The sequence below is a fragment of the Paenibacillus xinjiangensis genome (genome assembly GCF_059686975.1).
The window spans coordinates 25,386-48,821 of record NZ_JCAALS010000026.1 but is presented as its reverse complement, the minus strand read 5'-3'; the positions used below and the strand labels follow the sequence as shown (position 1 = coordinate 48,821).

Sequence of the window (23,436 nt, the reverse complement as noted above, 5' to 3'; positions counted from 1 at the left end):
TCGTTAACGTACCATAGGAAGGGTTCCAAGCGCAACCCGAAGTACTGGCTAAATGTCAGGTTATCTGCACATGGACAAGAATAGACCAGCTCGATTATTTGTTCTACAATGAAAGCATTCCAGAAACTTTTTCCAATTATGGACGTCTATTAGATATAAGCTACTGCGTCATCCATACGATCATATATAGGGGGGGAAATAATGCAGATGAGATCGCCAAGAGCACGATACGCTATGATGAGCAAATGGGCAGCTGCCCTGACCATTACCCTGCTTGCAGCAGGCTGTCAGCTGGGGGGCGAGCCGAAGCCTGAGACTACTAATGAAGCTCAAGGCCAGTCAGCAGAGCGTAATGATACTTATTTAGATAAAGATACACCACAGAAAACCTACTTAGAGGATAACGATTCAAGCGATACTTATGTCGAGAGTGCGCCGCCCGATTATGAAGCCTCCGGAAGCGGCAGTGGAGCAAGTGCGGAATCCAATTCACAGGAACCCCTCTCAACCAGTACGAAGGCTGATGTAAGCACCGAAGGAGAAGAGCCGAAGTGGAACGCAGCCAAGCCGCTGCTGCTCGACATTCCGATTGGAGCAGCCAAAGCCGACATCGTTAAGCAGCTCGGCACAGCCGATGATTCGTACATACTTGAAGATGAGGATGAGAAGATTGAGGTGCTGGAGTATACAGGCTATGCCATTGGCATATCTGCCAATAAAACGGTGCAGTATATCGAGGTCTACTTGAACACAGTATCGACCGGGCTTAGCGGTGTCCGTGTGGGCGATAAGCCCGAGTCGGCTGTGAAAGCACTCGGGAAGCCGAGTACGCAGAACAGCTACATGCTTACTTATGAAGGGGAAGGTACGCTGCTCAAGCTCGATCTTGATCCTGACCGGAACAAGATCGTGTCGATTAAGCTCATCAAACAAACCTAATTAATGCCATCCTTGCAGCCAAAGCACAAGCAGCGCGAACAGCAGAATCGGGAATGTGAATAGTAAGCCATACTTGGTATATTCTCTCCAAGTGATGGTGATCCCGCCTTGGCGTACGAGCTGAATCCAGAGCAGCGTTGCCAGAGAGCCAATTGGAGTCAGCTTCGCACCTACCGCTGTTCCAAGCAGGCTGGCATAAGGCAAATAGTCTGGTCCATTCACTTCTACAATAGCTAATGATGAGATGAGAACAGCTGGCAAGTTATTGATGACTGAGGCGAGTATGGCGAACAGTAGCCCAGAGCCTAATATGCCGATCAGATCATTCTTATCTGCTGCTTGCGCAATAAGCGATGGGAACCACGCGGCTGCGCCATGTACATGCAGACTATATACAATCAGGTTCATCGACAAAGCGAATACGATAATAAGCCATGGGGCGCGCAATACCGTTTGTTTGAACGGGGCGCGTCCTTTTGCTGCCGACAGTATCCACTGAACAGCTGCCCCGCCGAGTGCGATTGCCGACGCCGGGATGCCGAAGTGCTCCGAGATCAGGTAACCGACCAGCATCAGAATGATAATCAGCCACGACAGTCGGAATAACAAGGGATCTCCGATGACCGAACGCGGCTGCGGGAACAATGCCGGAGACTCGCCTCGCTCCTCCTCTGCCAATATTCGCTGCCGGAAGAAGCCCGTCATCACAAACACCGTCGCCGCTATAGCAGCAAGCCCCGGAAGCAGCATATGAGAAGCATATTCTCCGAATGGAATCTCAAAAAAGTCGGACGTTAATATATTCGTCAGATTGCTCATCATCAGAGGAGCGCTTGCTGTGTCCGCCATGAAGCCAATCCCTAGCAGATAAGCGAGCCTTCCGCCTCTCGATAGCCGCAGTAGGGCTGTTACCTCCAGTACAATCGGCACCATGATCAGAATCGTCCCGTCATTGTTGAAGAAAATCGTTATCACAGCTGCTAGTAGAGATAGCAGCGCGAACAGCAGCACCTGCCGGTGGTGATACCGCTGTACAATATGGAGAGCCGCCCAGCGGAAGAAGCCATTATGATCCAATAATGACGTGAAGATCATAATTCCGATCAGCGAAAATGTCGCATTCCACACAAATCCCCATATGTACGAGGCATCCTCCGGCTTCAGCAGTTGGAGCGCGAACAAGATGGCGGCTCCCGCCAGAGCGGTGAATGCCTCATTCAATCCTCGCGGCTTAAAGAGAATAAGCGCAAGCGAGGCAGCAAACACAATAATAGTTACGAGCATAGCCATAATAAGTAGGAACCGCCTTCGTTTTTAACGACTAAAGTGAACTTGCTGTCATGCTCGTCCCCTTCCGATCATACCTTGTAAATAGACAAGTTTTCATAGATTGGAGGACAGGCTTACATGATGAAGCGTACAGGCAGGGTGCTGCAAATCGCCTCGACTTATATAGGTACAATCGTTGGTGCAGGGTTCGCTACCGGTCAAGAAATATTGCAGTTTTTCACCCGTTTCGGTTACTGGGGCACAATGACCATTGCGGTTGCAACTGCTCTATTCATTTGGCTGGGCAGCAAGATGATGCTGATTGCCAGCGAGATAAAGGCCAAGTCCTATGAGGATCTGAACAAGGTGCTGTTCGGCGATAAAATGGGCCGCTGGATCAGCCACTTCATGCTGATCATTCTGCTCGGCGTAACCGCGGTCATGCTCGCGGGAGCCGGCACTATTTTTTATGAGAATTGGAACATCTCTTATCAATCTGGCTTAATCATTACGGTTGTCGCTTGTTATTTCCTGCTTCGCAAAGGCATGAATGCCATCTTGACGGTTAACGCGATTGTCGTTCCGCTCATGCTCATATTCACCGTGTTCGTCATGATCGATACCTTCAGCACCCCGGAAGCAGGCCGTTTCCTGACGCTCTCTAGCGATCATACGGTATGGGCAGCATGGGCTTCCCCATTCCTGTATACCGCCTTTAATCTATCGATGTCACAGGCGGTGCTTGTCCCGCTCGGAGCAGATACGCCTGACCGTAAAGTGATCATTGCAGGCTCATGGGTCGGAGGCATTGGCATTGGCTTCATGCTGCTCGCAGGCCATATCGCGCTATCCGTTCATATGCCTGGCATTCAGCAGTATGCAATCCCGATGGGAGGCATCGCCAAGCAGCTTGGACATACAATTCAGTTCATTTATGTATTTTTGATTTTTGCCGAAATCTTCACCACACTAATCGCCGATATTTATGGTCTAACCCTCCAGCTTCAGCAACGGCTGAAATGGCCGCGCTCCATCCTCACTTTGCTCGTCCTTGGGTTCTGCCTGCTGACAAGCCAGATCGGCTTCGGTACGCTGCTGTCTACGCTGTATCCGATCTTCGGCGTCATTAGCTTCGGCTGGCTGATCCTGATTATCCGTAAAAAAATGACGCAGAGCCATGTGTGAGTAAGGCTAGTGAGGCTGGTCAAACTATGAAGGAGTTAGCTCATTGAGCCGAGCTTCTGGAAGCTTCTCCATGAGCATATTGCGAATATGCTCATGGCAGGTGAATAGAACAAGCTGTCTGTGCTGGGATAACGGGATCAGGAGCTCAGCTGCCGCTTGCAGCCGTTTCTTGTCGAAGTTGACGAACAGATCATCGAGCAGCAACGGCAGATTGGCCGTTTGTGCAGACTCAACTGCAAGTGCGAGGCGCATCGCCAGATACACCTGCTCAGCTGTGCCGCGACTCAGCATGACACTATCGACAATTCTGAGATCAGCCGTCTCGAGTCGAATCGTCGAATCGCCAGGTGTCGTCAGCACCCTTCGATAACGCCCTTCGGTCAATTGCTGTACGAACCCGCTTGCCAGCCGCAGAACGACCGGCTGCCGTTCCTCCTCGTAAATGCGTCTGGTCGACCGAATCAGACTGCTGCTGACAGAGAGCACCGCATACCTCTCCGCATCTCTCTCCAGCTGAGCTATTATCATCTCCTTGTCTGCAAGAAGCACCCTCTGCTCATCCTCCTGCAGAAGATTATCCAACTGCTGCCTCAGCCTACCTCTTGTATCCAGCCTATCCGTCCGCTTTCGTTCCGCTTCCAGTGCAGCCTCTTGAGACATGCCTCGCATAGTGTGAAGCTCGGCTTCATCATGGAGGGCAAGCAGCTGCTTGAGCTCAGCTAGCCGCTGCTCTGTCATACCTGCCGTCAGCTCGATCGTCAGCTTATTCAGCTCAGCATCAATCGCAGCGAGTCTGCTGCGATGCTGAAGGTTAGCTGCGAACGCTGCCTCCGACGGCATATCCGCCTGCTGCACGAGCTCAGCCGCAGCCGCGATGTTCTGCATCAGACGGGATTCCACCGTCGTGATGGATAGGTGTTGCTCTTGGAGCCGCTCAGTCATACCAGCGGCTTGGAGCTGCGCCGCAGCTTGCCGGCGCTGCTCTGCTTGCAGCAGCCGGAGCGCCAGCGCCGGGTCTGCTGCTTGCTTGTGCGCCGCCTCGGGATAGGCGGCGCATAGCTCTGCCGCCTGCGCCTCGAAGGCGGCGAGTCTTGCTTCTGCGGCGGCTTTCTTCGCCGCGTGGCGTTCCCGCTGCTCGAGCCGGAGCAAAGCTTGCTCGGCGAGGTCGAATACTTCGAGCGCTGCATCCGGCGACATGCCCGGCTGCAGCGCGAGCGCTTCCAGCCAGCCGCGCCACTGGCGGGCGGCTGCTGTACGCTCTTGCGCCGCAGCGGCAGCGGCCTCGCGGCGCTCCAGCGCAGCTGCGCGCAGACGCGCATGCCTGCGGGCGAGCTCGATGCGCGCGCCGCTCATGCGCTCGCTGGCGTGCAGCGCCTCCAGGCGCGCATCCACGGCAGCGCACAGCTGTTCGCGTGCCTGCGCAGCGGCATGCGCGTGCTCTTGCGCCGCCGCAGTGCCAGCGGCAGCGGCGCCTTGCCCTTGCAGCGCAGCCGCGGCAAGGGCGGGCTCGCGCACCAGCGCTGCCAGCGCAGCTGTGGCGCGCTGGTGCGCGGCGAGTGCGCTGCCGCCGCGCGCACCGCGCCCGCGCTGCCGCGGCTGGCGCCGCCGGCTGCGCACCAGCGCCAGCGCCGCCAGCGCTAGCGCAAGCGCGCCCAGCGCCGCTGCGCCCGCGGCGCTCGCCGTGCCGGCGTCGCCTCCGCCAGCTATCGCGGCTGCGCCAAGTGCAACGGCGGCACCGCCCGCAGCCGCGGCGCCCGCCCATAACGGGCCGGCTCCGCCGCGGCCCGCTTCCGGCGCGGCAGCTAGCCGCAGCCGCTCTAATTCCCACTCGCGAAGCGCAGCATCGCAAGCGTTCCAAGCCGCGCGAAGCGCTTCGCGCGTGCGCGGCACAAACTCCACGCCGCCGCTGCTTCCATGCGCGGCCTCCAGCCTCGCCTGCTCTGCATCCGCCTCGGCAAGCTGCTGCGCCGCTTCGCGTTCCTGCTCCACGGACGTGTACAGCTCCGCATTCAGCCGCTCCTCCAGGCGGCCCGCTTCCGCTTCAAGTCCCTTGACCCCGCGCACATATTCGCGGTCAGCGACTGTGATCCGCAGGCTTCGCAGCTGCTCCTCCGTCCAATCCACGGCGATCCGGCTTAAGTATCGGCCGATCACCTCGTCATCCGCTCGCAGCTCCGCCTGCAGCTCTATTCGCTCTTGCCGCCAATGCTGAATTCGCTCGCTTTCCTGCAGAGCAGCCTCCACTTCCTCTGCTGTCACTAGCAGTTGATCATTGATGACGATCGCGCTGCGCTGCAGTTCTAACAGCTGACTGCTGCGCTGAAGCTCGTCAAGCTGCTCATTTAATTGGACTCTCTCCCTTTGCAGCTCTGTCCAGCGCAGCTCTGCTTCTGCTGTAATACGTCCAGCTTCAACGAATCCTTCTCGTTCCTGCAGCAGCTCAAGTCTTCTCACCCAATCCGGTCGAACTGCGTTCGCCTTGTCCACTAATTGCAGATAGGACTGCTTCCGCGGCAGCTCTTCATCTAACAGCAGCAGCTCCTGATCGAGAAGCTCCAGCTGTCGCTTCAATTGGTTATAAGCCGTAATGCCATCCGCCTGCTTGCGAAGCGCTGCCTCCGTCTGATCAAGCGCCTTCAGCTGTTTATTCATCTGCTGATTAACACCGCGCGGCTTGAACAACGACTCCATCTCCTGCTGCAAGCGCTTCTCCGCAGCAGCGATCGCTTTACCGCCTTCCCAGCCTGCATGGTACAAATATCGTCCAAGCTCATCGCCAGATAGCGCCCCAACGTCCTGCAGCTCTGACAAGGTAATCGCGTACAGCTGTCGGAACAGCCGCTCATTCGTACCGCCAAGGAACTGCCGCTCCCATTCCTCTTGAGAGAGCCAGCTCTCCTCACCTTCTGCACCCTCGGCATCTAACCGGCGCAGCTTCAGCTTGCCGCCTCCCCGATCCGCATACCGCTCAATCACATATGAAGCGCCACTGGCATTCTCGAACAGCAGCTGGCCCCCGTGCGCTCCGCCATTAACCGGCTCTTGACGCTCTGCCAGATTGCTTCGTTTGGCGAAGCCGTACAGCATCGTTCTAATGAAGCTGAACAGCGTGCTCTTGCCTGCCTCATTCAGCCCATACCAGACTACGGCTGAAGCGTCCAACCGGAAGCGAGCTCCTGTGAGCTGGCCGAAGCCATCTATCCGTGCCTCAAGAAGCTTCATTCCTCTTTCCTCCCCTCAGCTCCGCCATCCTCCAGCAGACCAAGAGTAAGCTCTCTTGCCTGCTCCAGCCAGCTCGTAGGCAGCTCCTCCCACTTATTCTTCAACACCCTGCCAAGCTTTGCGTGTCCTGCAATAGCTGCCACGGCAGCTGCTGCCTCAGAGCGCCAAGCCTCCTGATTCTCCTCAAGCCGTTCTGCCAGCCTATACAATTCACCTGTGAAGCTGTCCTCCTCCTTCAGCTCAGCCAGCTGAAGCTCCGCTTGCGTGTAGATCTCAATTGCATAGACCCACGTCCATATCCCGCCTGTTGGCAGCTGCCTGCTCTCTTGCAGCTGCTCCAGAAGCGTTCTTGCCATAACCGGATCGGACAGCCTGCGGTGAAGCGCACCGCGTCCGGCCAAGATTAGCCTTACCATAACGGATCGGCCCTCTCCATCAAGCGTGATTCGATCCAGCATATCTTCGAGCCGCAGTAGAAGCTCCTGCTCAGAGCCAATTCCCGTAATTGGCAGCTCCGCTTCCAGAAAGCGCACCTCATCGAGCGGGATAAAAGTCAGATTAACCAGGCGCTGTGCAGATACCTCTACCAGATAGCAGCCCTTCTCACCTTTTTCCCGAGGATTTCGCCCTTGGATGTTGCCTGGATAGACGACATAGGGATATTCATGCATAACCTTTCTTGTATGTATATGTCCAAGCGCCCAGTAATCAAAGCCTTTGCTGCCGGTCAACTCCTCCAGTGAGCATGGCGCATAGGGATCATGGGAGCTGTCGCCGCCTACATTGCCATGAAGCATGGCAATGTGGAATGGAGCATCTGGCTGAGGCAAGTAGCTTGCAGCTAAATTTTGTGTGACATGCCGAGTTCCGTAGGACATCCCATAAACAAAAGCAGCCAGCTCACCATTCTTGCTGGTAGCCGGCTTATATTCCATATGCTCAGCACCGAACACTGTAACGTTAGCCGGCAGCTTCAGCTCAGCCCGCTCACCATTCAGTGGATCGTGATTGCCATGGATGACGAATACAGCAATGCCGTGCTCCGACAGCCTCTCCCATTCCTTGACGAGCAGCAATTGCGCCCGCAAGGAACGATCAGCAGCATCGTACAAATCACCTGACAGGACAATGAAGTCCACCTGCTCGCGAATCGCCGTGTCCGTCAACGTCCTTAGAGCGGTGAATGTGGAGGACAGCAGCTTGTCCCTGAGCGGCTCCGGCACTTTGTTCATGCCGCGGAACGGACTGTCCAAATGCAGATCCGCCGCATGAATGAATCGAAATGGCACCGTCATCGGCTTATTCCTCCGGTTTTACTGACAAATATACTTTTTTGAGCTGTAGAATAACTCTTTGCAGGGAATATACTTTCTTAGCTTTGTCCCAGCCTGCACGCGCCAGATTATAACGGTATGACGGGTCTGTCACCAGCTTCTCGAGTGCATCAGACAAGGCGATTGGGTCCTCAGGTGGCACCAGCAGGCCGTTCACGCCGTCATCGATTTGCTCCGAAATCCCGCCCACATTCGTGCCGACTAATGCCAGCCAGCATAGCGCGGCCTCTGCGAACACAGAACCGAACGCTTCCGCACGTGAGGGAAGTACGAATACATCGAAGAATGGCATGAACTCTTCCGGATGAAGCATATACCCATAAAAAATAATATCATCATATAAGCCCAGCGATACTGCGAGCTCCTCCAGCTCTTCCCGAATCGGTCCATCTCCAATAATATGGAGCACGAACGGATGGCCACGCTTCTTCAGATCCGCACAGGCATGCAGCAGAATATCTAAACCCTTGGCAGGCACAAGCCTGCATACGGTGATCAATTGAGGAACCGCATTCTCATGGGCGATCGGCTTGAATCTCTTCTCATCGAAGCCGTTCGGTATAACCTTGATCTGACTTGCATCCTTCATGTAGGGCGATACATAGGAACGGAAAGATTCAGACACTGTTAACAGCCGATCCAGCTTAGCCTCCAGCTCCCCATATATAGATGTAAGGAAACGATGCTCAGGACCATCAGGGATGATCTTCCCATTCAGAATAAGCTCACGCTCGTAGCTGGAGTGCATCGTCATAATGACCGGCGTATCCGGTAAAAGCTGCTTCATCACGAGTGCAGCAATCGGATGATGGGCATGGATAATGTCATAGGACCGATTGATTCTAAGCCGTGTCCACCAGACATAATCACGATAGGTCTGTATGTATTTGTCGATGGTCGGATTGCCTTCGAATTGCTTAATATCAAACGTATCGAACGTTATCTCCTCTTGTCCTTTTCCTCTTACCCGCTTAGGCAACGAGAACAGCTCCATCTGCCAACCAAGCTTCAGGAATCGATCCTGAATGTACGGAACCATGGAGGACACGCCGCCTGGTTGCTCAGGTGGGAAAAACAATGCTTGTAAAATATTCAACGACATCCTGCCTCCTTTAATCTATTATTAGGTTTTGCGACAGCAAAACCGATATATGTGTAATAGTGCTGTTTGCACGACGACGAAATCTTTCTCAAACGAAGCTTTGCGCCTTTCATAAAACATGTTATATTAGAACATATGTTTCTGTAAAGCTACACATTCTAACTGGATAATGGTGGTACATACATGTCGATTATACAATGGGTCTCTGGCCCGAACGGTCAGCTAATTTCTTCCACATCAGTGATGGTTATATTAGTCCTGATGCTCTTTATGTCAACCCGATTATATGCCAGCTATCGCAACAAACGTGTTTACCGGCTGCTTATTGCAACCATTCCGCTGTTCATCATCCAGCATGCTCTACTGTCTGTACTCGCTTATCCTAACACGGCGATTACGCCTCTGCTGAATATGGCTGCGACCATCTTGCAGATCGTCTCCTTCATTATTATAAACTTTGTTTTCATGAAATTATATACTCAGCGAAGTGTCCAGCTAAAAGTTCTTCCCTTCATCATCATGGTCATCATGACCTTCGTCATTGCTGGAGGGCAGTATGCATTCCTGCCTCCTCTTAACGAGGCCGCAGCAGTTGGTCAGCAATATCGTTTTCTAGCACTAGATTTCTATTCCTTAATTGTGACATTTCTCATTCTGCTCGACACAAGAGGCGCGGATATGAATACCAAATATTCCGCCAGTCTCATTACATACTTTATTACAGAGCTAGCCAGATTCGCTGATGGATACGTCTTCCATGGCGCTGTCTCCTGGCTGCTGCTAATCATCCATATTCTTCCGATCATATACTTTATGCAGCTCTTTTTGCTTTTATTTGAATGGGTTATCGAGCGATTGCTGTCGACCTATCAATCCTCCATTACAGACGGGTTAACCGGACTGTACAATCGGCGCCACTTCCATATGAAGGCCGAGCAGCTGATGAAGAAGCAGAAAGGCATGGCCGTCATTTTTTGCGATATCGACAATTTCAAGAAGCTCAATGATACGCATGGCCATCATAAGGCAGACGGTGTACTTAAGCAGGTATCCGAGATTATTAAGGAAGAATCTGCCGGTATAGGCGCAGCTGGCCGATATGGCGGTGAAGAGCTGCTTGCATGCGTCAGCACAGATCAGGTTAAGCCCGACCGCGTCGCAGAATCCATCCGCAAGCGGGTCGAGCTCGAGACGATGGTCACGATTAGCGTAGGGGTCAGCACAACGAAGGATGTTCAGGACGTGCAGGAGCTAGTTAAGCTTGCGGATGAAGCCATGTATCATTCGAAGACAACCGGCAAGAACAAAGTAACGCTATTCCAATCCATGCCCGCCTCCAAGAAGAAATCACTTTCCTCTTAATACAAAAAAAAGATGCTGCAAGAGTGTTTCGTCCACTCTAGCAGCTGATATAATTGTTTGATTCGAATCATAAGTTTGTCGAAAATCAAGCTTAATATAAACTTCGCATTGGTTTAATAAAATAAAAGAGTCAGTATACTGGCTCTAGAATAGTGTTTAATTCACCCTTTGGGAAATACCAAGCTCTCTAAGTTTTTGCAAATATGCTTCTTTAAACCTGTTGTTTATTGACATATTAATCCCAGTAGTACTGACAACTCTTCTATAACTAGGATATATTCCTTTCATGTGTAATTCCTCTGTTACCATCTGAATTTCGTGAATTATCCATCCATTCTTTTTCTTGATTGTATTTTATTATGGGTTACTAAGTTACGAACTTTACCACTTAGGGTTCTTTTCAGGGTCAGATAAGATTTTATTTCGTTTCCACTTTCGCATTCGGGCTCATGGGTAACATGTGCAATTGATACACAAACAGTCGGAATTGACATAGAGGAAATTAAGCCGATTCCTTTGGATGTTGCAAGTCGTTTTCTTCCGAATTCGGGGTTAAATCAATGATGAAATAGTATTTTGTTGTTTGCCTTATTAGTCATATCAACTTAAACTGCGATAAACGCTGGCATTTTAAGGCTTGAGATTTCCCAATGGCTCTAAGCCAAGGCAGCGTCAAGAAGTTTGTATAGAAAGGTTTTCTATCGAGACGATGAAACGGAGATTTTGTTTCTGATTTGCGAGAGAGACAAAGTTCAAAGAAAAGACACGGGAGTTCACTGATCTTTGGCAGAATCCTTTTCATAACGTTGTACATCTTTATTAGACGCAGTTTATGTGTCGGGTTCGATGAATCCGATGATTGTCTTTCCACACTACTTTTCGTTGTAGTCGAGCGCTAATTGAAGGGAATGGAATATCAGTTTCTGGAGTGGTAGCAGACCGTTCGCAAATCATCAATCCTATACGTTTATTAGCAAGCTATGGACAAAAATTCGGTTTAGATGCTATTATCAAGTCCCAAAATACAATTAGCAATATCCTCTTCTAGAATAGCATTTTCATAAATTATAGATGCTAATTTATTTCGTTTACTATTCGTATTTCCTGATAGATATGATTTATATAATATTGATTTGAAATTTTCCCAATTCTCAACAGGTTTTTTGAATTTGTTAGACAATTCAATATATTTATCCTCTCCAAATTTATTACCTATAAATTTAATTGAATTAGAAAAGTTAATTCGATCTCTTATAATATTCCTAATACCCCTAATTAAAATCCCATTTCCCCCATCAAAATCTTCTAAATCGATGAACTCTATTGAGTTATGTTCTATATGTTTACCAAACTCCTTCATAGAGTTAATCGCACTTGTAGGATAATCAAATCTATCAGTCATTTTTATGGCTGCCTGTTCTAATAAACTAGTGCAGTCTCTTAAAGTATAACCTTCAGTATTAACGATATTAAATATTGAATAAGTATTCATGTATCCTTGTGTGAAATATTCTTTCATTAGTGTTTCACCAAATACTGGCGGTTGAAAATATGGTCGTGTGTCATTACATATTAAATTCCCACTTTCATCACTTCCTATAACAAGTATTGCATGCCCAGAATGAATTTTATTGTAGAAATCAGATAACCAAGGAAGATAATATGTATCCATTGTAATAATTATTGGCATGTTACTTCCAAGTTGTTCATTAATAATAGTGTATGTATCTTTAATTCCACTATTATGTACACTCTTAATCTCCAATCCATGTAATTTTTCTAGAAGACAATAAGGTTCCGCCAAACTTCCATAAAATAATCTTGGACCTAAATCCCCTCTCTCCCAAATACCAGAGTGTTTCGTACCTTTGGGAGCAAAACTAAATCCCCATGCATCGGCATACATTAATTCAAATCCACAGTTAAGCCAATTTGCTACTGAGGCAATTAAAAAATGAGAGCAATTATTTAATCCGTCATCCATAAGTGGTTTAATATTTAACATATTATCAATCCAACTCCCTATTATATTCAAATTCTCTAATAAACCCTACTTAAACCTGAGAATTTAGATACTCAATGAGATACAATTGTGTACATATTTTTACACATAGTTTTATGATTTGTCAAACTTCACAGCAAGCGATTAATTTAAATAAATATTTACTAGTAAAGGACTTATTCCCAATACATTTGCAAAATAAACTACTGCATTTCTATCTTAATGGAGTACTATGTAATATCGGTAACCAGCTTTTTCTGGGGCCCTACGGCATGGAATTCACGTTTCAAACGGTTAAGATATACGATAGATGCTGCATAACTGGAACGTTTCCTTTTCTTTCGAATGACCGACTGGATGGATAACTCTTTCATGATGCGCCACACCTTTTATGATTGACACGATATCCAGCTTCCCGCAAGGCAATGATCATTCGAGGATAGCCAAAATAGGGATGTGCAAAATGAATGTCCATCATATGTTCCTTAATCTCTCAAGGTATCCCTGCAATAGCTAACAGAAGGGTAATGCCATGTAAGTCGCGTAGATCATCAATTACTTCGTAGTTGTCTTGCCCTATCTGCCACCACTTTGTAGCTGCCTGATCCCTCAAGATAATCCTTCACCGCTGCATCTTGAAATCTTCCGTGTATTGTTGAAAAACCTGCCCTTTTTTAGCCATAAAAAATCCCCTCCAAGTTCACTCTTTTTCCTCATGATAGCATAAGGCTTTTTACGAGTGTCTACTTGTAGGGGATAATACCAAAGTAGCCGGTCTCAATAATACTATTAATCTCGATCTTTAATTGTAAGTATAGGCCTGCAAGCTAATCCGAATTTAACGAATGCATATCGGCTCTGATACACCTGAGTATCAGGCGCTAGATCCCGATCCGTCCACCCAGCATGATTGGTGAAGCTGTCCGGTCCTATTTTAAGCGGCTCTCCTTTAATATGGTGATGCGGACCAAGCAAGTTGCGACAGCTTCCCGCGAACTCAAGCTCGATGACGTTCCGTCCATGCTTCAGCAATGAACCAATATCTATCTCATACGGCTCCCACAGGAAGGTACGAGCCTCAACCCCGTTTATGCGAAGCTTAGTTACGATAGCATCTGGCGGCAGACCGAAAGACCATGCCACTTCTGATGACACTAGCTGCTCTTCACTCCAGTCAATAACCTGCTCAAGCCGCAATCTCCCAGCAAAGAAAGGGAAGCCTTGCTGCACGAAATCGCCAACTTTGAGCGTCAATGGGCGCTCCGTCAATTCGAAATCCCCAATCGTCTGAAGCGTCAGCCCCTCCTCGCCTTCGACGAACGGCGTCATCGATCGCACTCCGAAATCCCCCAATAGATAGACACTTTCCAGTTCCGTATCATAGGTCAGCTTATTGCCCTCCGACTCGAACGTTTTCGCCCGCTCAATCGCCTCATACGTTTCCGGAGCATTATAGTAATCGTATTCAATAACAAGGTTGTTCTCACCGAGAACAACCTTGCCGCTAATAGCGATCTTGCGGAAGGCTGTATCCAGCCACCAGCCGCAATTCTCGTTTGAAATCACTATACCGTTCAATGTGATGCTCGTCTTATCCGGCTGCTCCATAACGAGATACAGCTCCCTCTCGCACGTACAATCGAAATCGACATGAAGTCGGAACTCGCACGCAATCTGAACATTACGGCCCAGCTCCAGAAGCTTCTCCTGTAGGACAATAACCGGCTGTGGCTCGCTCCACTCTCCTCCTTCGACGCTTAAACGGCAGGTATCCAGCGTCAAGCTATTCAAGTTGGCGTGCTTGACCTGCCAAGTACCGTCAATAGAGATCACCTTTTGCGGCGACGAGGATGTACCGCTCTTCTTCAAGGAAGGCTGTAAGTCACTCGTTGCACAATCTACCATCTGTTTCAGCATGTAGGATTGAGCTGCAAGCAGAGGCAGCCGAGTCCTGACAACGCCACTAGCACGCTCCTGAACAAGAGGCAATTCCTCACCTGATACCAGATCCAATAGAGTAACTTCACCTTCACGGCATAGCTCAATCTCCACTTCTCCCAAAGATGACTCTCCCGAATGAACGATATAATAGAGCCATGCATCTCCAAGCTTAAGTGTCTGCGCGTTCACTATATCAGAATCAATCGGATTACCAGCAGCGTCCTTTATGCGCACGAACGGCATAGATGAGCATGCAACTACTTCATTAGCTGTCGTTTTCCATGCTAGCTCCAGCAAACGATCGAGAAGCGCATCTCGCTTGCCATCAAGCAAGGTCGGATATGGCTCAACGACTATAACTTCGCCGCCTTGCTCTAGCATGGCAATTAGCAGCTCTACCGTCGCCCTGCTCCAAGTCACGCTTGGCGGCATGATAACCGACGAATAGACGGCTTGGCCTACAATTAGTTGTCCGCTATCCACCCTGCCATGCCGTTCCAGAACGCTCTCGCTGCCGTAATCATGCTCTAGGAAGGAACGGCACAGCTGCCTTGATAAGGCTGCGAAGCTCTCATGATAAGGACGAATGGCCGAGCTGTCTAAGCCTTGCTGCTCTACCCAAGCGGACCGAATCGGATGCAGCAGCAGAATATTCGCTTGTCTCTCACCCTCTGAGAGCAGCATAGACAGCCGAGCGAAATAATCATTAAATAACCGATAATCGTCCCACCATGGCTGCTGATAGAACAAGGACGGCGGATAATCCCGTTTCCGCAGCCCTCTTAAGCTATAGCTTTGCAAGTGCTGACACATCATCGTAATGCCGTGCACGAACTGCCATTCGCCGATTCGCTTCAAGTCTTGGAGACTCACATTCCATCCTGAGCAGCCATAGCTCTCTGTAATCGTCCGCTTCTTGCCGAGCTGGTGTGCGACCGATCCTACCTGCTTAGGTACGAGGGGCTCCTCCCCGGTGAATCTTCCTAACCAATCACAGCCAGGAATTTGCATATATTCATAGAAGGACATTAAGTCGCCAACAGACGTCACCTGTCCCATCAGCGTCTGCTCGTCAACGACATGACCCGTTAGCGACCATCCTTTCTCTTCGCACCAATCACCGATCTGTTTCGCATAACTGGTTGTGAATAGCTCAGTCACGCAGGCCCAGAATTGGTAGCGATGTTCCTTGGCATATTCCCCATCTAAGAACAAAGAGGGAAGAATTTCGAGCACACTGCTGCCGTTCTGCTGTCGATACGCCTCATCTAGATCAAGCGACCAAGGGATCTGTCCTCTACCAAATTGGGGCTCATCGGTGAACACACCCTTCAATACATGCTTGAACGGCTCGCCGAAGGCGTCCCAATAAACTTCGTATGTGCTGTCAATGAAGGCGCGTACCGCTGCCTTGCTAAGCGTATCTATGTAATAGGGATTGATCTCCCAGAAGATACGAAGCTCAGCTTCTGTCACCCTTTCCCCCGATACCCTAAGCCAGCCCTGTTCCGTATGGATGTAATAGCCTAGAAGACGCGATTGATCAATCACTGTGTGGAAGGGAGCTTTCTCCATAGCCAGATTCTTCTGCTGGTAAGTGAGACCAAGTGCGGGCACTTGCCCTCCACCGAAGCCGCTTGGCCAACCATTCTCGTCATAGAACCAAGGCTCCATATCAAGCGATTCCGCTTTTTCAATACAGGCGCGGACAGCATTCATCCACTCCTCGCCCATATACGGTGTCTGAAGTCCGCCCCTTGCATGCATGAAGAAACCGCCAATGCCGGCGCGATGCATCTCCTCGATCTGACGTTCCAATTGCTCCTGCTCCAGCTTGTCGTTCCATGACCAGAGCGGAACAGACCTATACTCGCTATCTGGATCACGCAGCTTGCCCCAATTCCAATCTCTATTCCTACCACTCTCGAGTTGCCGTGTCTCCATTTCCCATATCCCCCATACGACTGATTTCCGCCCTGCGGACGGGCAGTACTATCCCTTCAAAGATCCTGCTGTCATTTGTATAAACGACTTGTTGGCAAACAGATACACAACGAGTATCGGTACGATGGACAGGCATGCACCCGCCATCATGTAATGCGTCTGCGCTGCCGCTGAGACACCATACTTCAGATTCGCTAGTCCAACAGTAAGCGTCTGAAGCTCGGGCTTGCTCAGCGTGAAGACAAGGGGAAGCAAATATTCGTTCCATGCGCCGCGGAACGCGAACAGCCCGGCAACGCCAAGACCTGGCGTAAGTAGAGGAAGTATGATTCGGGTATAGACAGCTGCAGGCGAACAGCCGTCGATAGTCGCAGCCTCGTCAAGCTCGCGCGAAATCCCGCTCATGAAGCTCAGCAATATAAAAAAAGCCGATGCATGCGCACTTACCAGTATGACTATGACACTCCACAACGAACGATGGAGCTGTAGATTGATCATCAGCTCGAATTGTGGACGCAGGACAACCGCACCAATCGAGACGAACATGGTGAATGCTTGAATGCTTATATATATTTTTTTGCCAACAAAGTTCATTCGATTAACGACGTAAGCTGCCATGGATGCAACGATTAGCGTTCCCACCGTCGCCATTACCGCTACGAACAGACTATTGAACGCATAGGTCTGAAACCCTGCAGCAGTCCAAGCTTCCGCGTAATTGCCGAAATGCCAGCTGGAGGGCAGCAGCGTCGCGCCGGCTGTCAGCTCCGCATTCGTCTTGAACGATCCGAGCAGCGTAATCACAATTGGAAATAGCGTGAAGAAAAGTACAGCAAGCAGAAAAGCCCATGTGAGAATGGTCCATCGGTATCTCATGATGCCCTCCCTCCTTCTTAATCGTACCGGCTCATGCGCCGCGATCCATAGAAATAAATGATGGTAATGACTCCTACAATAAGCGCAGTCACGAACGCTACCGCACTGCCATAGCCCATCTCCTGTACTTGCGTAGCCGCTGATCCGCCTGCCGTAGGGAAGAACAGCTTATAGACATATAAGAACATCACATTCGTTCGGCCGATCGGCCCGCCGTCCGTCATGACCATAATACTCTCATAGCCCTTAAGGGCATTGATAATGGCCAACATAATGATCATCTGCATGACAGGACCTAGCATAGGGATCGTTATATACCTGAATTGCTGCCACCTGCCTGCTCCGTCCAGCGACGAGCTCTCGTATACATCCTGCGGAATGTTTTGCAGACCAGCCAGGAACAACAGCATATAGTTACCTAGAGCTCCCCATACGGCGACCAGAATCACGCTAAGCATAGCGAAATCGACACCCAGCCAATCGATCGGCGCTCCGACGAGCTTGTATTTCATCAGAAACTGATTAAGAATGCCATTATAAGAATTGAAAATCGTAAAAAACACGACAGCCATAACAGCTGTGCTTATGATTGTTGGCATGAATAGCAGCGCGCGTATAACTCCGCGTCCTCGAAGTCCACGGTTCAGAATGACGGCTAACAGCAGTGCAAGCGGCAATGAAAGCGCCAGCTTGCCTCCCGCATAGATGAACGTGTTCAGAACAGAGCTCCAATATTCATGATCTCTCCCTATTCTGGCGAAGTTCTGTAGGCCTATGAACCTCTCCGCGCCATAGCCTTTGTAGTCGTAGAACATATACCTCATTGCCCACAGAATCGGGTAGATGCCGAGTACGACAGTCAGAATGAAGCTTGGCAGCATGAAGCTGTACGAGAAGGCAGCGTATTTCATTTTCTTCATACCTGTGTCACTCCTTATCAGGTCAAGAAAGGGAGAGGGAAGCAGCTCCCCCTCCCTCTGTCAGGCTCTATGTTCATTGGGCGAATTTGCCAGCTAGCGTGCTCGGATCGAAGTCTGGATCGGGCACTGTTTCAACTTCGTTGTTCTTAATCGCTTGGGCGAGCGCAGCATTGTAGCGCTCATTCAAATCTATGATTATTGCGTCAAGATCTCCCCCGCTGATCATGTATTTGAAGAAAGCGTCGTCCGACTTCGTGCCTTGCACCGCTACAACCGGATAGACTGGCCACACGCCGTCGTACTTGTTCGGTAAGAACCCTTCGATCCCCTTCACCTGTGGCGTTGCTGCAGCTTCACTAACCGATGGCACCATAGAGATTCCGAAGCCCTTTTCCTGATACTGCTGAAGCAGCGGCTCAGAATACATGTATGACATGAACTTCCACGCGGCTTCCTTGTTCTTCGTCTTAGAGCTCATTGCCAGCCACTGTCCTCCTAAGAAACCCGATGCCCCATTATACTGCCCGTCTATAGAAGGTGCAGGTGCTGCAGCCCAGTCGATCTTCGCAGGGAATTGTGAAGAATAGACACCCGCTTCTGCGGAGAAGGACAGATACATGCCGATCTTGCCTTCAGCGAATTGCGCGCGAAGCGGATCGATGTCGAGTGATTCGACCCCCGGCAGCATGCTGCCGTCATCCTTGATCTGCTTGAAAGCTTCAATAATTGGCTTAAAGTGGCTGAAGTCGTATTGCGCCGTATTGAAATTATAGCCAAAACCACCGAACCCGCTCATCTCAGCGATGACGCGTGACGAACGACCGAATGCGCTTCCTGGATTTTTGAAGTTTTGCGCGAATCCGTAAGCGCCGCTCTCCTTGCCGGCAACCGTTAGCTTTTTAGCAATATCGACTAACTCGGCAACAGTCGTTGGCGGCTCTGTAACGCCTGCCTTCGCGAACAGCTCTTTATTGTAGATTAGCCTCATCGTCGTCCCATAGTTTGGAAGACTGTAGCGCTGTCCTTCAAAGCTGTTCAGCTCAGGCATCTCCGGGAAAACCGCCTTAAGCTCCTCCGTCATAAACTCATCAATAGGTGCAAGATAGCCTTTTTTATAAAAGGTTTGAATCGTATTCTCTTTCACGCGGATAATATCTGGCGGCTCGGATGTCTGGAACGACATGTCGAGCGCCTGATCGAAATCATCCCCTTTGATAACAAGATCAACCTCGATATTGTCCGTGTTGGTAGCATTGTACGTATCAATCTGCTCTCTAATGAACTCCGAGTCATGGCGGTCGCCTGTCCAATAGCTTATGACCGTTTTGTCTCCCGATCCACCGTCTCCTGCCCCGCCGTTCTCATCTGTATCCTTACTGCCGCAGGCTGACAGGCTTCCAGCCATCATGATAGCAGCCAACATCATTAGCCATCTCTTTTTCATGCTTATAGCCTCCCTTGTATCGAATACTCCGTGTGACACTCCTCATTATAGAGGTGCCAGCCCAGCTGCATAAGGCGGAAATCGCACATAAAGGGCAGATTTCTTCATCTCCTTTGTTCTATTACAGATAGGAGACAGCTGCCTGCCAAAAAAGCCTCTTGCCAGCTGATGCCGGAAGAAGCTGCATAGAGTTCATTCCTACTCATTGCTGCCCTTTACCTTGCTCAAGGTCAATCGGTGAGTCGGTATTGCCTGTACTGTATATTTTGAATTCAGATGGTGTCATGTTCGTATGCTTCTTGAATGCGTCACTGAAGTAACGTCGATTCTCGTAACCAACCCGTTGGGCAATTTCCTGTACTTGATAGCCGCTGATCAGCAGATCCTTTGCCCGTTCCATCCGCTCGTGGATTACGAATGTCTGGAAGGAAATACCTAGTACCTTCTTGAACAAATTCGAGAAGTAACCTTGACTGATGCTGAAGCGCTTAGCGCAATGCTCAAGTGACAGATTCAGATGAAGGTTGTCACAGATGTAATTTTTAGCCTCGTAGATGAGTTTGCTAGATTCGTCGGATCGCTCTTGGCGTGTCCAGCTGCATGCTTCCTCGCATAAGCCGCGGACCCTCTCTCTCATTTCCATGAAGGTCGAGCTTGCCCCTGTCCACCCGGACAGCCAGCGCTTCTCAAGCTCATGCACCCTTTGCCTAGGGAAGATCTCCTGTAACGTGCGATATATTTTGGCAGATAGCTCGAGACAGAGGCTCTCCACATACCGGGGGGCCGGCAGCGGTTCATTTTGCAGCATATCATTGAATATTTGCTCCAATAGCAGCCTGCATTTGCCGTTGTTGCCTGACTTCAGCGCGAATAGGAACTGCTGCTCCACCGCAAACGAATAATTCGGCAGCATGCTGGGTCTTGCTTCTACGTCCGTGACGACGGTATAGCTTGTTACGCCGTTTCCATCGGTATAGAAGTGATAGGATAGAGCGCTGACGGCTTGTCGGTAAGCTTCTGGCAGCTCCTGAATCGTCTCAACGCACAATCCGACTCCAATAGATATCGTGGAATGAGTATACTGCTGCGTATTGCGCCTGCAATCCTCGGAGATGCTCTCCGCTTCCTTATTATCTTGACAGTTCATAATACAGACGAATCGGTTAGATGCTTCGCGGAATACGACGCCTTGCGTCCGCTGTGATACCGTTTCCTCCAGCACATTCTTCAAGCTGAAGCGCATGAGCTCGATCTCGCGGGCAGGCCTTGTCTTGTACTTCTCCATGAAATGATCGAATTCTACGACGAAGATATTAAAGTGTGCAGGCTCTAGACCGATGCCGAGCTTCTTCCATTGCTGCTCTGCTTTCTCTACGGTGATCGGATGATGGATCAGCAGCGATAGATGCTCCTGCTGCAGCATCGGCAAGCCTAATCGACGCTCCATCTCGATTTCACGGCGTTTATCTCGTTCCTTCCGCTCTTCAAGCAAAGCTTTCTTGGCATGCAATACGGTCTTTACGATCTCGTCGATCGAGAAAGGCTTCTTCAGAAAGTCGAATGCGCCTAGCCTGATCGCCTGCTGAGCATAAGCAAAATCGGTGTAAGCGCTCAGTATGATGACTTTGGTAGAAGGGGCAATCGATAGTATGGCTTCTGTCATGGCAAGTCCGTCCAGCCTAGGCATGCGGATATCGGTCAGCACGATGTCGGGCTGCGTATCCCTAATGAGACCAATACCCTCTTCACCATCGAGCGCCGTACCCATCACCTTGATGCCATGCTCTTGCCAAGGGGGCTTGCTTGATACCATGTCGACTACACTGCGAATATCGTCAATAACGACGAGTCTAATCTCGGTTACAGCTTCATTAGGCATACCACTGAATCTCCCCTCTTCGCATTGGAATCCACAATTCCGTTCTGGTTCCGCCTTCTGCGGGACAACTCATCTCCATCCAAGCCTCATCCCCGTAAAATAAGCTTAGCCGATTGGTGATATTGTACAGTGCGAACCCTTTGCCTGATGGCGAATGGCCAAGCCGCTTCATGCGCTCGCTTATGAGGCGAAGATCTAAGCCTGATCCGTTATCCTGGATGACTATATTCAGCTTGCCGCCCTCTTGGTTCACCTCCAGCCGTATTTCCCCTCCGTCCCTGCGGTCACGCAAGCCATGCTGGATGCTGTTCTCCACAATTGGCTGCAGCAGAATCTTAGGTACGTAATAGCTGAGCAGCTCGGGGTCTAAGACTTGAGCCTCATAACGGAATAACCCCTCGTAGCACATGCCTTGAATGGCACAATATTGTTCGACATGGGTCAGCTCATCCTCCAGCGTATTCCAATCCTTGCCGCCACTAAGACCAAGCTGGAACATCGTTGACAGTGCAAGAATCATCTTATTAACATCCTCGTTCTCGCCCATCTCGGATTTGCAATAAATCGTATTGAGTGTGTTATATAGAAAATGCGGCTCCATCTGCGCGGTCAGCGCACGTATCTCCGCTTCCCGCTTGCCCGCCTCGCTCGTGCGCACATCCTGAATCAGATGGTTAATTTCATCCAGCATTCGATTGAATTGAAAACCTACCTGTGCAACCTCATCCCTCGACTTACTCTCGAATCGCACCGTTAGTCTGTTGTCCTCGACCTCGCGCATCAGCCGCTGCAGTCTATAGAGCGGGCGAACAAGTACACCGGTAAGCTTGCTCGATACGAACCATGCGGCCAGAAGGAACACCAGCATTAAGCAGATCGTCGCTTGTTGTACGTTCTTCATCTGTTCAAGCAGCTTGTCCTTCGATTGAATGCCGAATAATAACCAATAATCTACCACCGAGGAATGCGAATAATTAACCAGATACTCCGTCTCTTCGAACGTGTGGAAGAAAGAGGCAGACCTACCGTCCTCACTCACATTGCCAAGGAACGATTCATCCTTGCGCATATTATGCTGCGCAGACCATGTGGTTCGCATGACCTCGTTGCCAGTAGTGTCTACAATGAAGTAGCTGCCTTCTTTTTGTGAGGAGCCCTGGTTCATGATGTCGATCAGCCCACGTTCACTTATATTAACGATGAAATATACATTCGTATTGGAGAAGTAATCCTGCGTGCCTTTCGTGACGAAGCTGAGCACTCGGCTCTCGCCTGTGAAGAACACGTCATTATGGCCTCTTAGCCATAAGCCTTCATTGTTGTCTTTCGCCAAGTAGTATAGATTGGATTCATAGAAAGAACGATTAGGAGATCGTCTCTGAGATAGATGATAGAAATCGCCGATCGGCGTTGCGATTAGAATGCTCTCGATGAGCGGCTCATTGAACATAGCCTGTGAGAATTGATACTGCATTTCGGAGAGATGAACGTAGTAGTTGGAAATCGTATTGCTCTGTACATCCTGCATCATTAGATTGAATGAGTCGCTTAGCATAATGGAGCGAACCGATTTCGATACGCTGTACAGCTTGTCATCCAGCAGCTGGGCCGTCTTGCTGACTGATTCCCGGCTGGAGGAGAACGCGTTGCGCTCGAGCTCCTTCGATGCGATTAAATAAGAGGCCGTTCCTACCACTGCAATCGCCAGTGCAATTAACAATAGGAACACGATCCCGATCTGCTGTTTGAATGACATACCGTAATACACATTCGATATCGATGCCTTCATCCGTTTAACCCACGAAATCGTCAAGCTCAATGCACCTCCCGCTTGCGAACCATTGTACATGATTGAATACGGTTTCGTAAATTGTTTCCTGTAAGTCTATTATTCATGCGGTATCGCGGATATACAGCATAAAAACCCCTTCCGGACGATAGTGCGAAGATACCGTGGAATCATCGCACAAATCTACCGAAAGGGAATTCTTTTCTCTTATGGCTCTTGTCTGAAAAT

General features: G+C 49.9%; 14 protein-coding genes. 3 read left to right on the top strand and 11 right to left on the bottom strand.

The genetic code is table 11. The features are described from left to right. Positions 1–201 precede the first annotated feature (201 nt). Positions 202–939 carry a hypothetical protein gene (locus AC6ESP_RS22630; RefSeq protein ID WP_497099004.1) on the top strand — a complete coding sequence of 246 codons (738 nt, stop codon included), beginning with the start codon at positions 202–204 and terminating at the stop codon, positions 937–939. On the opposite strand, the gene AC6ESP_RS22625 is transcribed toward AC6ESP_RS22630, so the two are convergent. Continuing rightward, positions 940–2,229 carry an ArsB/NhaD family transporter gene (locus AC6ESP_RS22625; protein WP_497099003.1) on the bottom strand — a complete coding sequence of 430 codons (1,290 nt, stop codon included), beginning with the start codon at positions 2,227–2,229 and terminating at the stop codon, positions 940–942. It abuts the gene before it with no gap. A gap of 120 nt (positions 2,230–2,349) precedes the next feature. Here AC6ESP_RS22625 and AC6ESP_RS22620 point away from each other — a divergent pair, with 120 nt between their 5' ends. Continuing rightward, on the top strand, positions 2,350–3,393 hold the full coding sequence (locus tag AC6ESP_RS22620) for a YkvI family membrane protein (protein WP_497099046.1): 1,044 nt from the start codon (positions 2,350–2,352) through the stop codon (positions 3,391–3,393). Positions 3,394–3,417: 24 nt separating this feature from the next. Here the strand turns inward: AC6ESP_RS22620 and AC6ESP_RS22615 are convergent, their stop codons facing one another. Genes AC6ESP_RS22615 through AC6ESP_RS22605 form a run of 3 tightly spaced genes read right to left on the bottom strand, consistent with a single transcriptional unit; the run spans position 3,418 to position 9,045 of the window. After that, positions 3,418–6,615: an AAA family ATPase gene (locus AC6ESP_RS22615; RefSeq protein ID WP_497099002.1), complete on the bottom strand. Its 3,198-nt coding sequence runs from the start codon at positions 6,613–6,615 to the stop codon at positions 3,418–3,420. Further along, on the bottom strand, positions 6,612–7,910 hold the full coding sequence (locus AC6ESP_RS22610) for a metallophosphoesterase family protein (RefSeq protein WP_497099001.1): 1,299 nt from the start codon (positions 7,908–7,910) through the stop codon (positions 6,612–6,614). The genes AC6ESP_RS22615 and AC6ESP_RS22610 overlap by 4 nt, the downstream gene beginning before the upstream one ends. 4 nt (positions 7,911–7,914) lie before the next feature. Beyond that, positions 7,915–9,045: a glycosyltransferase family 4 protein gene (locus tag AC6ESP_RS22605; protein ID WP_497099000.1), complete on the bottom strand. Its 1,131-nt coding sequence runs from the start codon at positions 9,043–9,045 to the stop codon at positions 7,915–7,917. Positions 9,046–9,234: 189 nt separating this feature from the next. Here AC6ESP_RS22605 and AC6ESP_RS22600 point away from each other — a divergent pair, with 189 nt between their 5' ends. Further along, on the top strand, positions 9,235–10,413 hold the full coding sequence (locus tag AC6ESP_RS22600) for a GGDEF domain-containing protein (protein ID WP_497098999.1): 1,179 nt from the start codon (positions 9,235–9,237) through the stop codon (positions 10,411–10,413). Between the two features lie 997 nt (positions 10,414–11,410). On the opposite strand, the gene AC6ESP_RS22595 is transcribed toward AC6ESP_RS22600, so the two are convergent. The 7 genes from AC6ESP_RS22595 to AC6ESP_RS22565 all read right to left on the bottom strand — a co-directional run bounded on the left by AC6ESP_RS22595 (position 11,411) and on the right by AC6ESP_RS22565 (position 23,232). Continuing rightward, positions 11,411–12,397 (bottom strand): BtrH N-terminal domain-containing protein, encoded by a 987-nt coding sequence (locus tag AC6ESP_RS22595; protein ID WP_497098998.1) that lies wholly within the window; start codon positions 12,395–12,397, stop codon positions 11,411–11,413. Between the two features lie 807 nt (positions 12,398–13,204). Then, positions 13,205–16,300: a glycosyl hydrolase gene (locus AC6ESP_RS22590; RefSeq protein ID WP_497098997.1), complete on the bottom strand. Its 3,096-nt coding sequence runs from the start codon at positions 16,298–16,300 to the stop codon at positions 13,205–13,207. A gap of 48 nt (positions 16,301–16,348) precedes the next feature. Beyond that, positions 16,349–17,176 carry a carbohydrate ABC transporter permease gene (locus AC6ESP_RS22585; protein WP_497098996.1) on the bottom strand — a complete coding sequence of 276 codons (828 nt, stop codon included), beginning with the start codon at positions 17,174–17,176 and terminating at the stop codon, positions 16,349–16,351. 17 nt (positions 17,177–17,193) lie between these two features. After that, complete coding sequence (locus AC6ESP_RS22580; protein WP_497098995.1) at positions 17,194–18,096, bottom strand: carbohydrate ABC transporter permease; 903 nt, start codon at positions 18,094–18,096, stop codon at positions 17,194–17,196. A gap of 73 nt (positions 18,097–18,169) precedes the next feature. Further along, the gene (locus tag AC6ESP_RS22575) at positions 18,170–19,540 is read right to left on the bottom strand and encodes an ABC transporter substrate-binding protein (protein WP_497098994.1); all 1,371 of its coding nucleotides are present in this window, start codon (positions 19,538–19,540) and stop codon (positions 18,170–18,172) included. A 202-nt stretch (positions 19,541–19,742) separates the two neighbouring features. Continuing rightward, on the bottom strand, positions 19,743–21,419 hold the full coding sequence (locus tag AC6ESP_RS22570; protein WP_497098993.1) for a helix-turn-helix domain-containing protein: 1,677 nt from the start codon (positions 21,417–21,419) through the stop codon (positions 19,743–19,745). Further along, positions 21,412–23,232, bottom strand: coding sequence for a sensor histidine kinase (locus AC6ESP_RS22565; RefSeq protein WP_497098992.1), 1,821 nt, complete (start codon positions 23,230–23,232; stop codon positions 21,412–21,414). The genes AC6ESP_RS22570 and AC6ESP_RS22565 overlap by 8 nt, the downstream gene beginning before the upstream one ends. Positions 23,233–23,436: the final 204 nt, after the last annotated feature.

Coding starts and splice junctions, on each gene's coding strand:
- AC6ESP_RS22630 (WP_497099004.1), top strand. CDS start 202: ATGCAGATGAGATCGCCAAGAGCACGATACGCTATGATGAGCAAATGG.
- AC6ESP_RS22590 (WP_497098997.1), bottom strand. CDS start 16,300: ATGGAGACACGGCAACTCGAGAGTGGTAGGAATAGAGATTGGAATTGG.
- AC6ESP_RS22570 (WP_497098993.1), bottom strand. CDS start 21,419: ATGCCTAATGAAGCTGTAACCGAGATTAGACTCGTCGTTATTGACGAT.
- AC6ESP_RS22610 (WP_497099001.1), bottom strand. CDS start 7,910: ATGACGGTGCCATTTCGATTCATTCATGCGGCGGATCTGCATTTGGAC.
- AC6ESP_RS22595 (WP_497098998.1), bottom strand. CDS start 12,397: ATGGATGACGGATTAAATAATTGCTCTCATTTTTTAATTGCCTCAGTA.
- AC6ESP_RS22615 (WP_497099002.1), bottom strand. CDS start 6,615: ATGAAGCTTCTTGAGGCACGGATAGATGGCTTCGGCCAGCTCACAGGA.
- AC6ESP_RS22580 (WP_497098995.1), bottom strand. CDS start 18,096: ATGAAGAAAATGAAATACGCTGCCTTCTCGTACAGCTTCATGCTGCCA.
- AC6ESP_RS22625 (WP_497099003.1), bottom strand. CDS start 2,229: ATGGCTATGCTCGTAACTATTATTGTGTTTGCTGCCTCGCTTGCGCTT.
- AC6ESP_RS22620 (WP_497099046.1), top strand. CDS start 2,350: ATGAAGCGTACAGGCAGGGTGCTGCAAATCGCCTCGACTTATATAGGT.
- AC6ESP_RS22600 (WP_497098999.1), top strand. CDS start 9,235: ATGTCGATTATACAATGGGTCTCTGGCCCGAACGGTCAGCTAATTTCT.
- AC6ESP_RS22585 (WP_497098996.1), bottom strand. CDS start 17,176: ATGAGATACCGATGGACCATTCTCACATGGGCTTTTCTGCTTGCTGTA.
- AC6ESP_RS22575 (WP_497098994.1), bottom strand. CDS start 19,540: ATGAAAAAGAGATGGCTAATGATGTTGGCTGCTATCATGATGGCTGGA.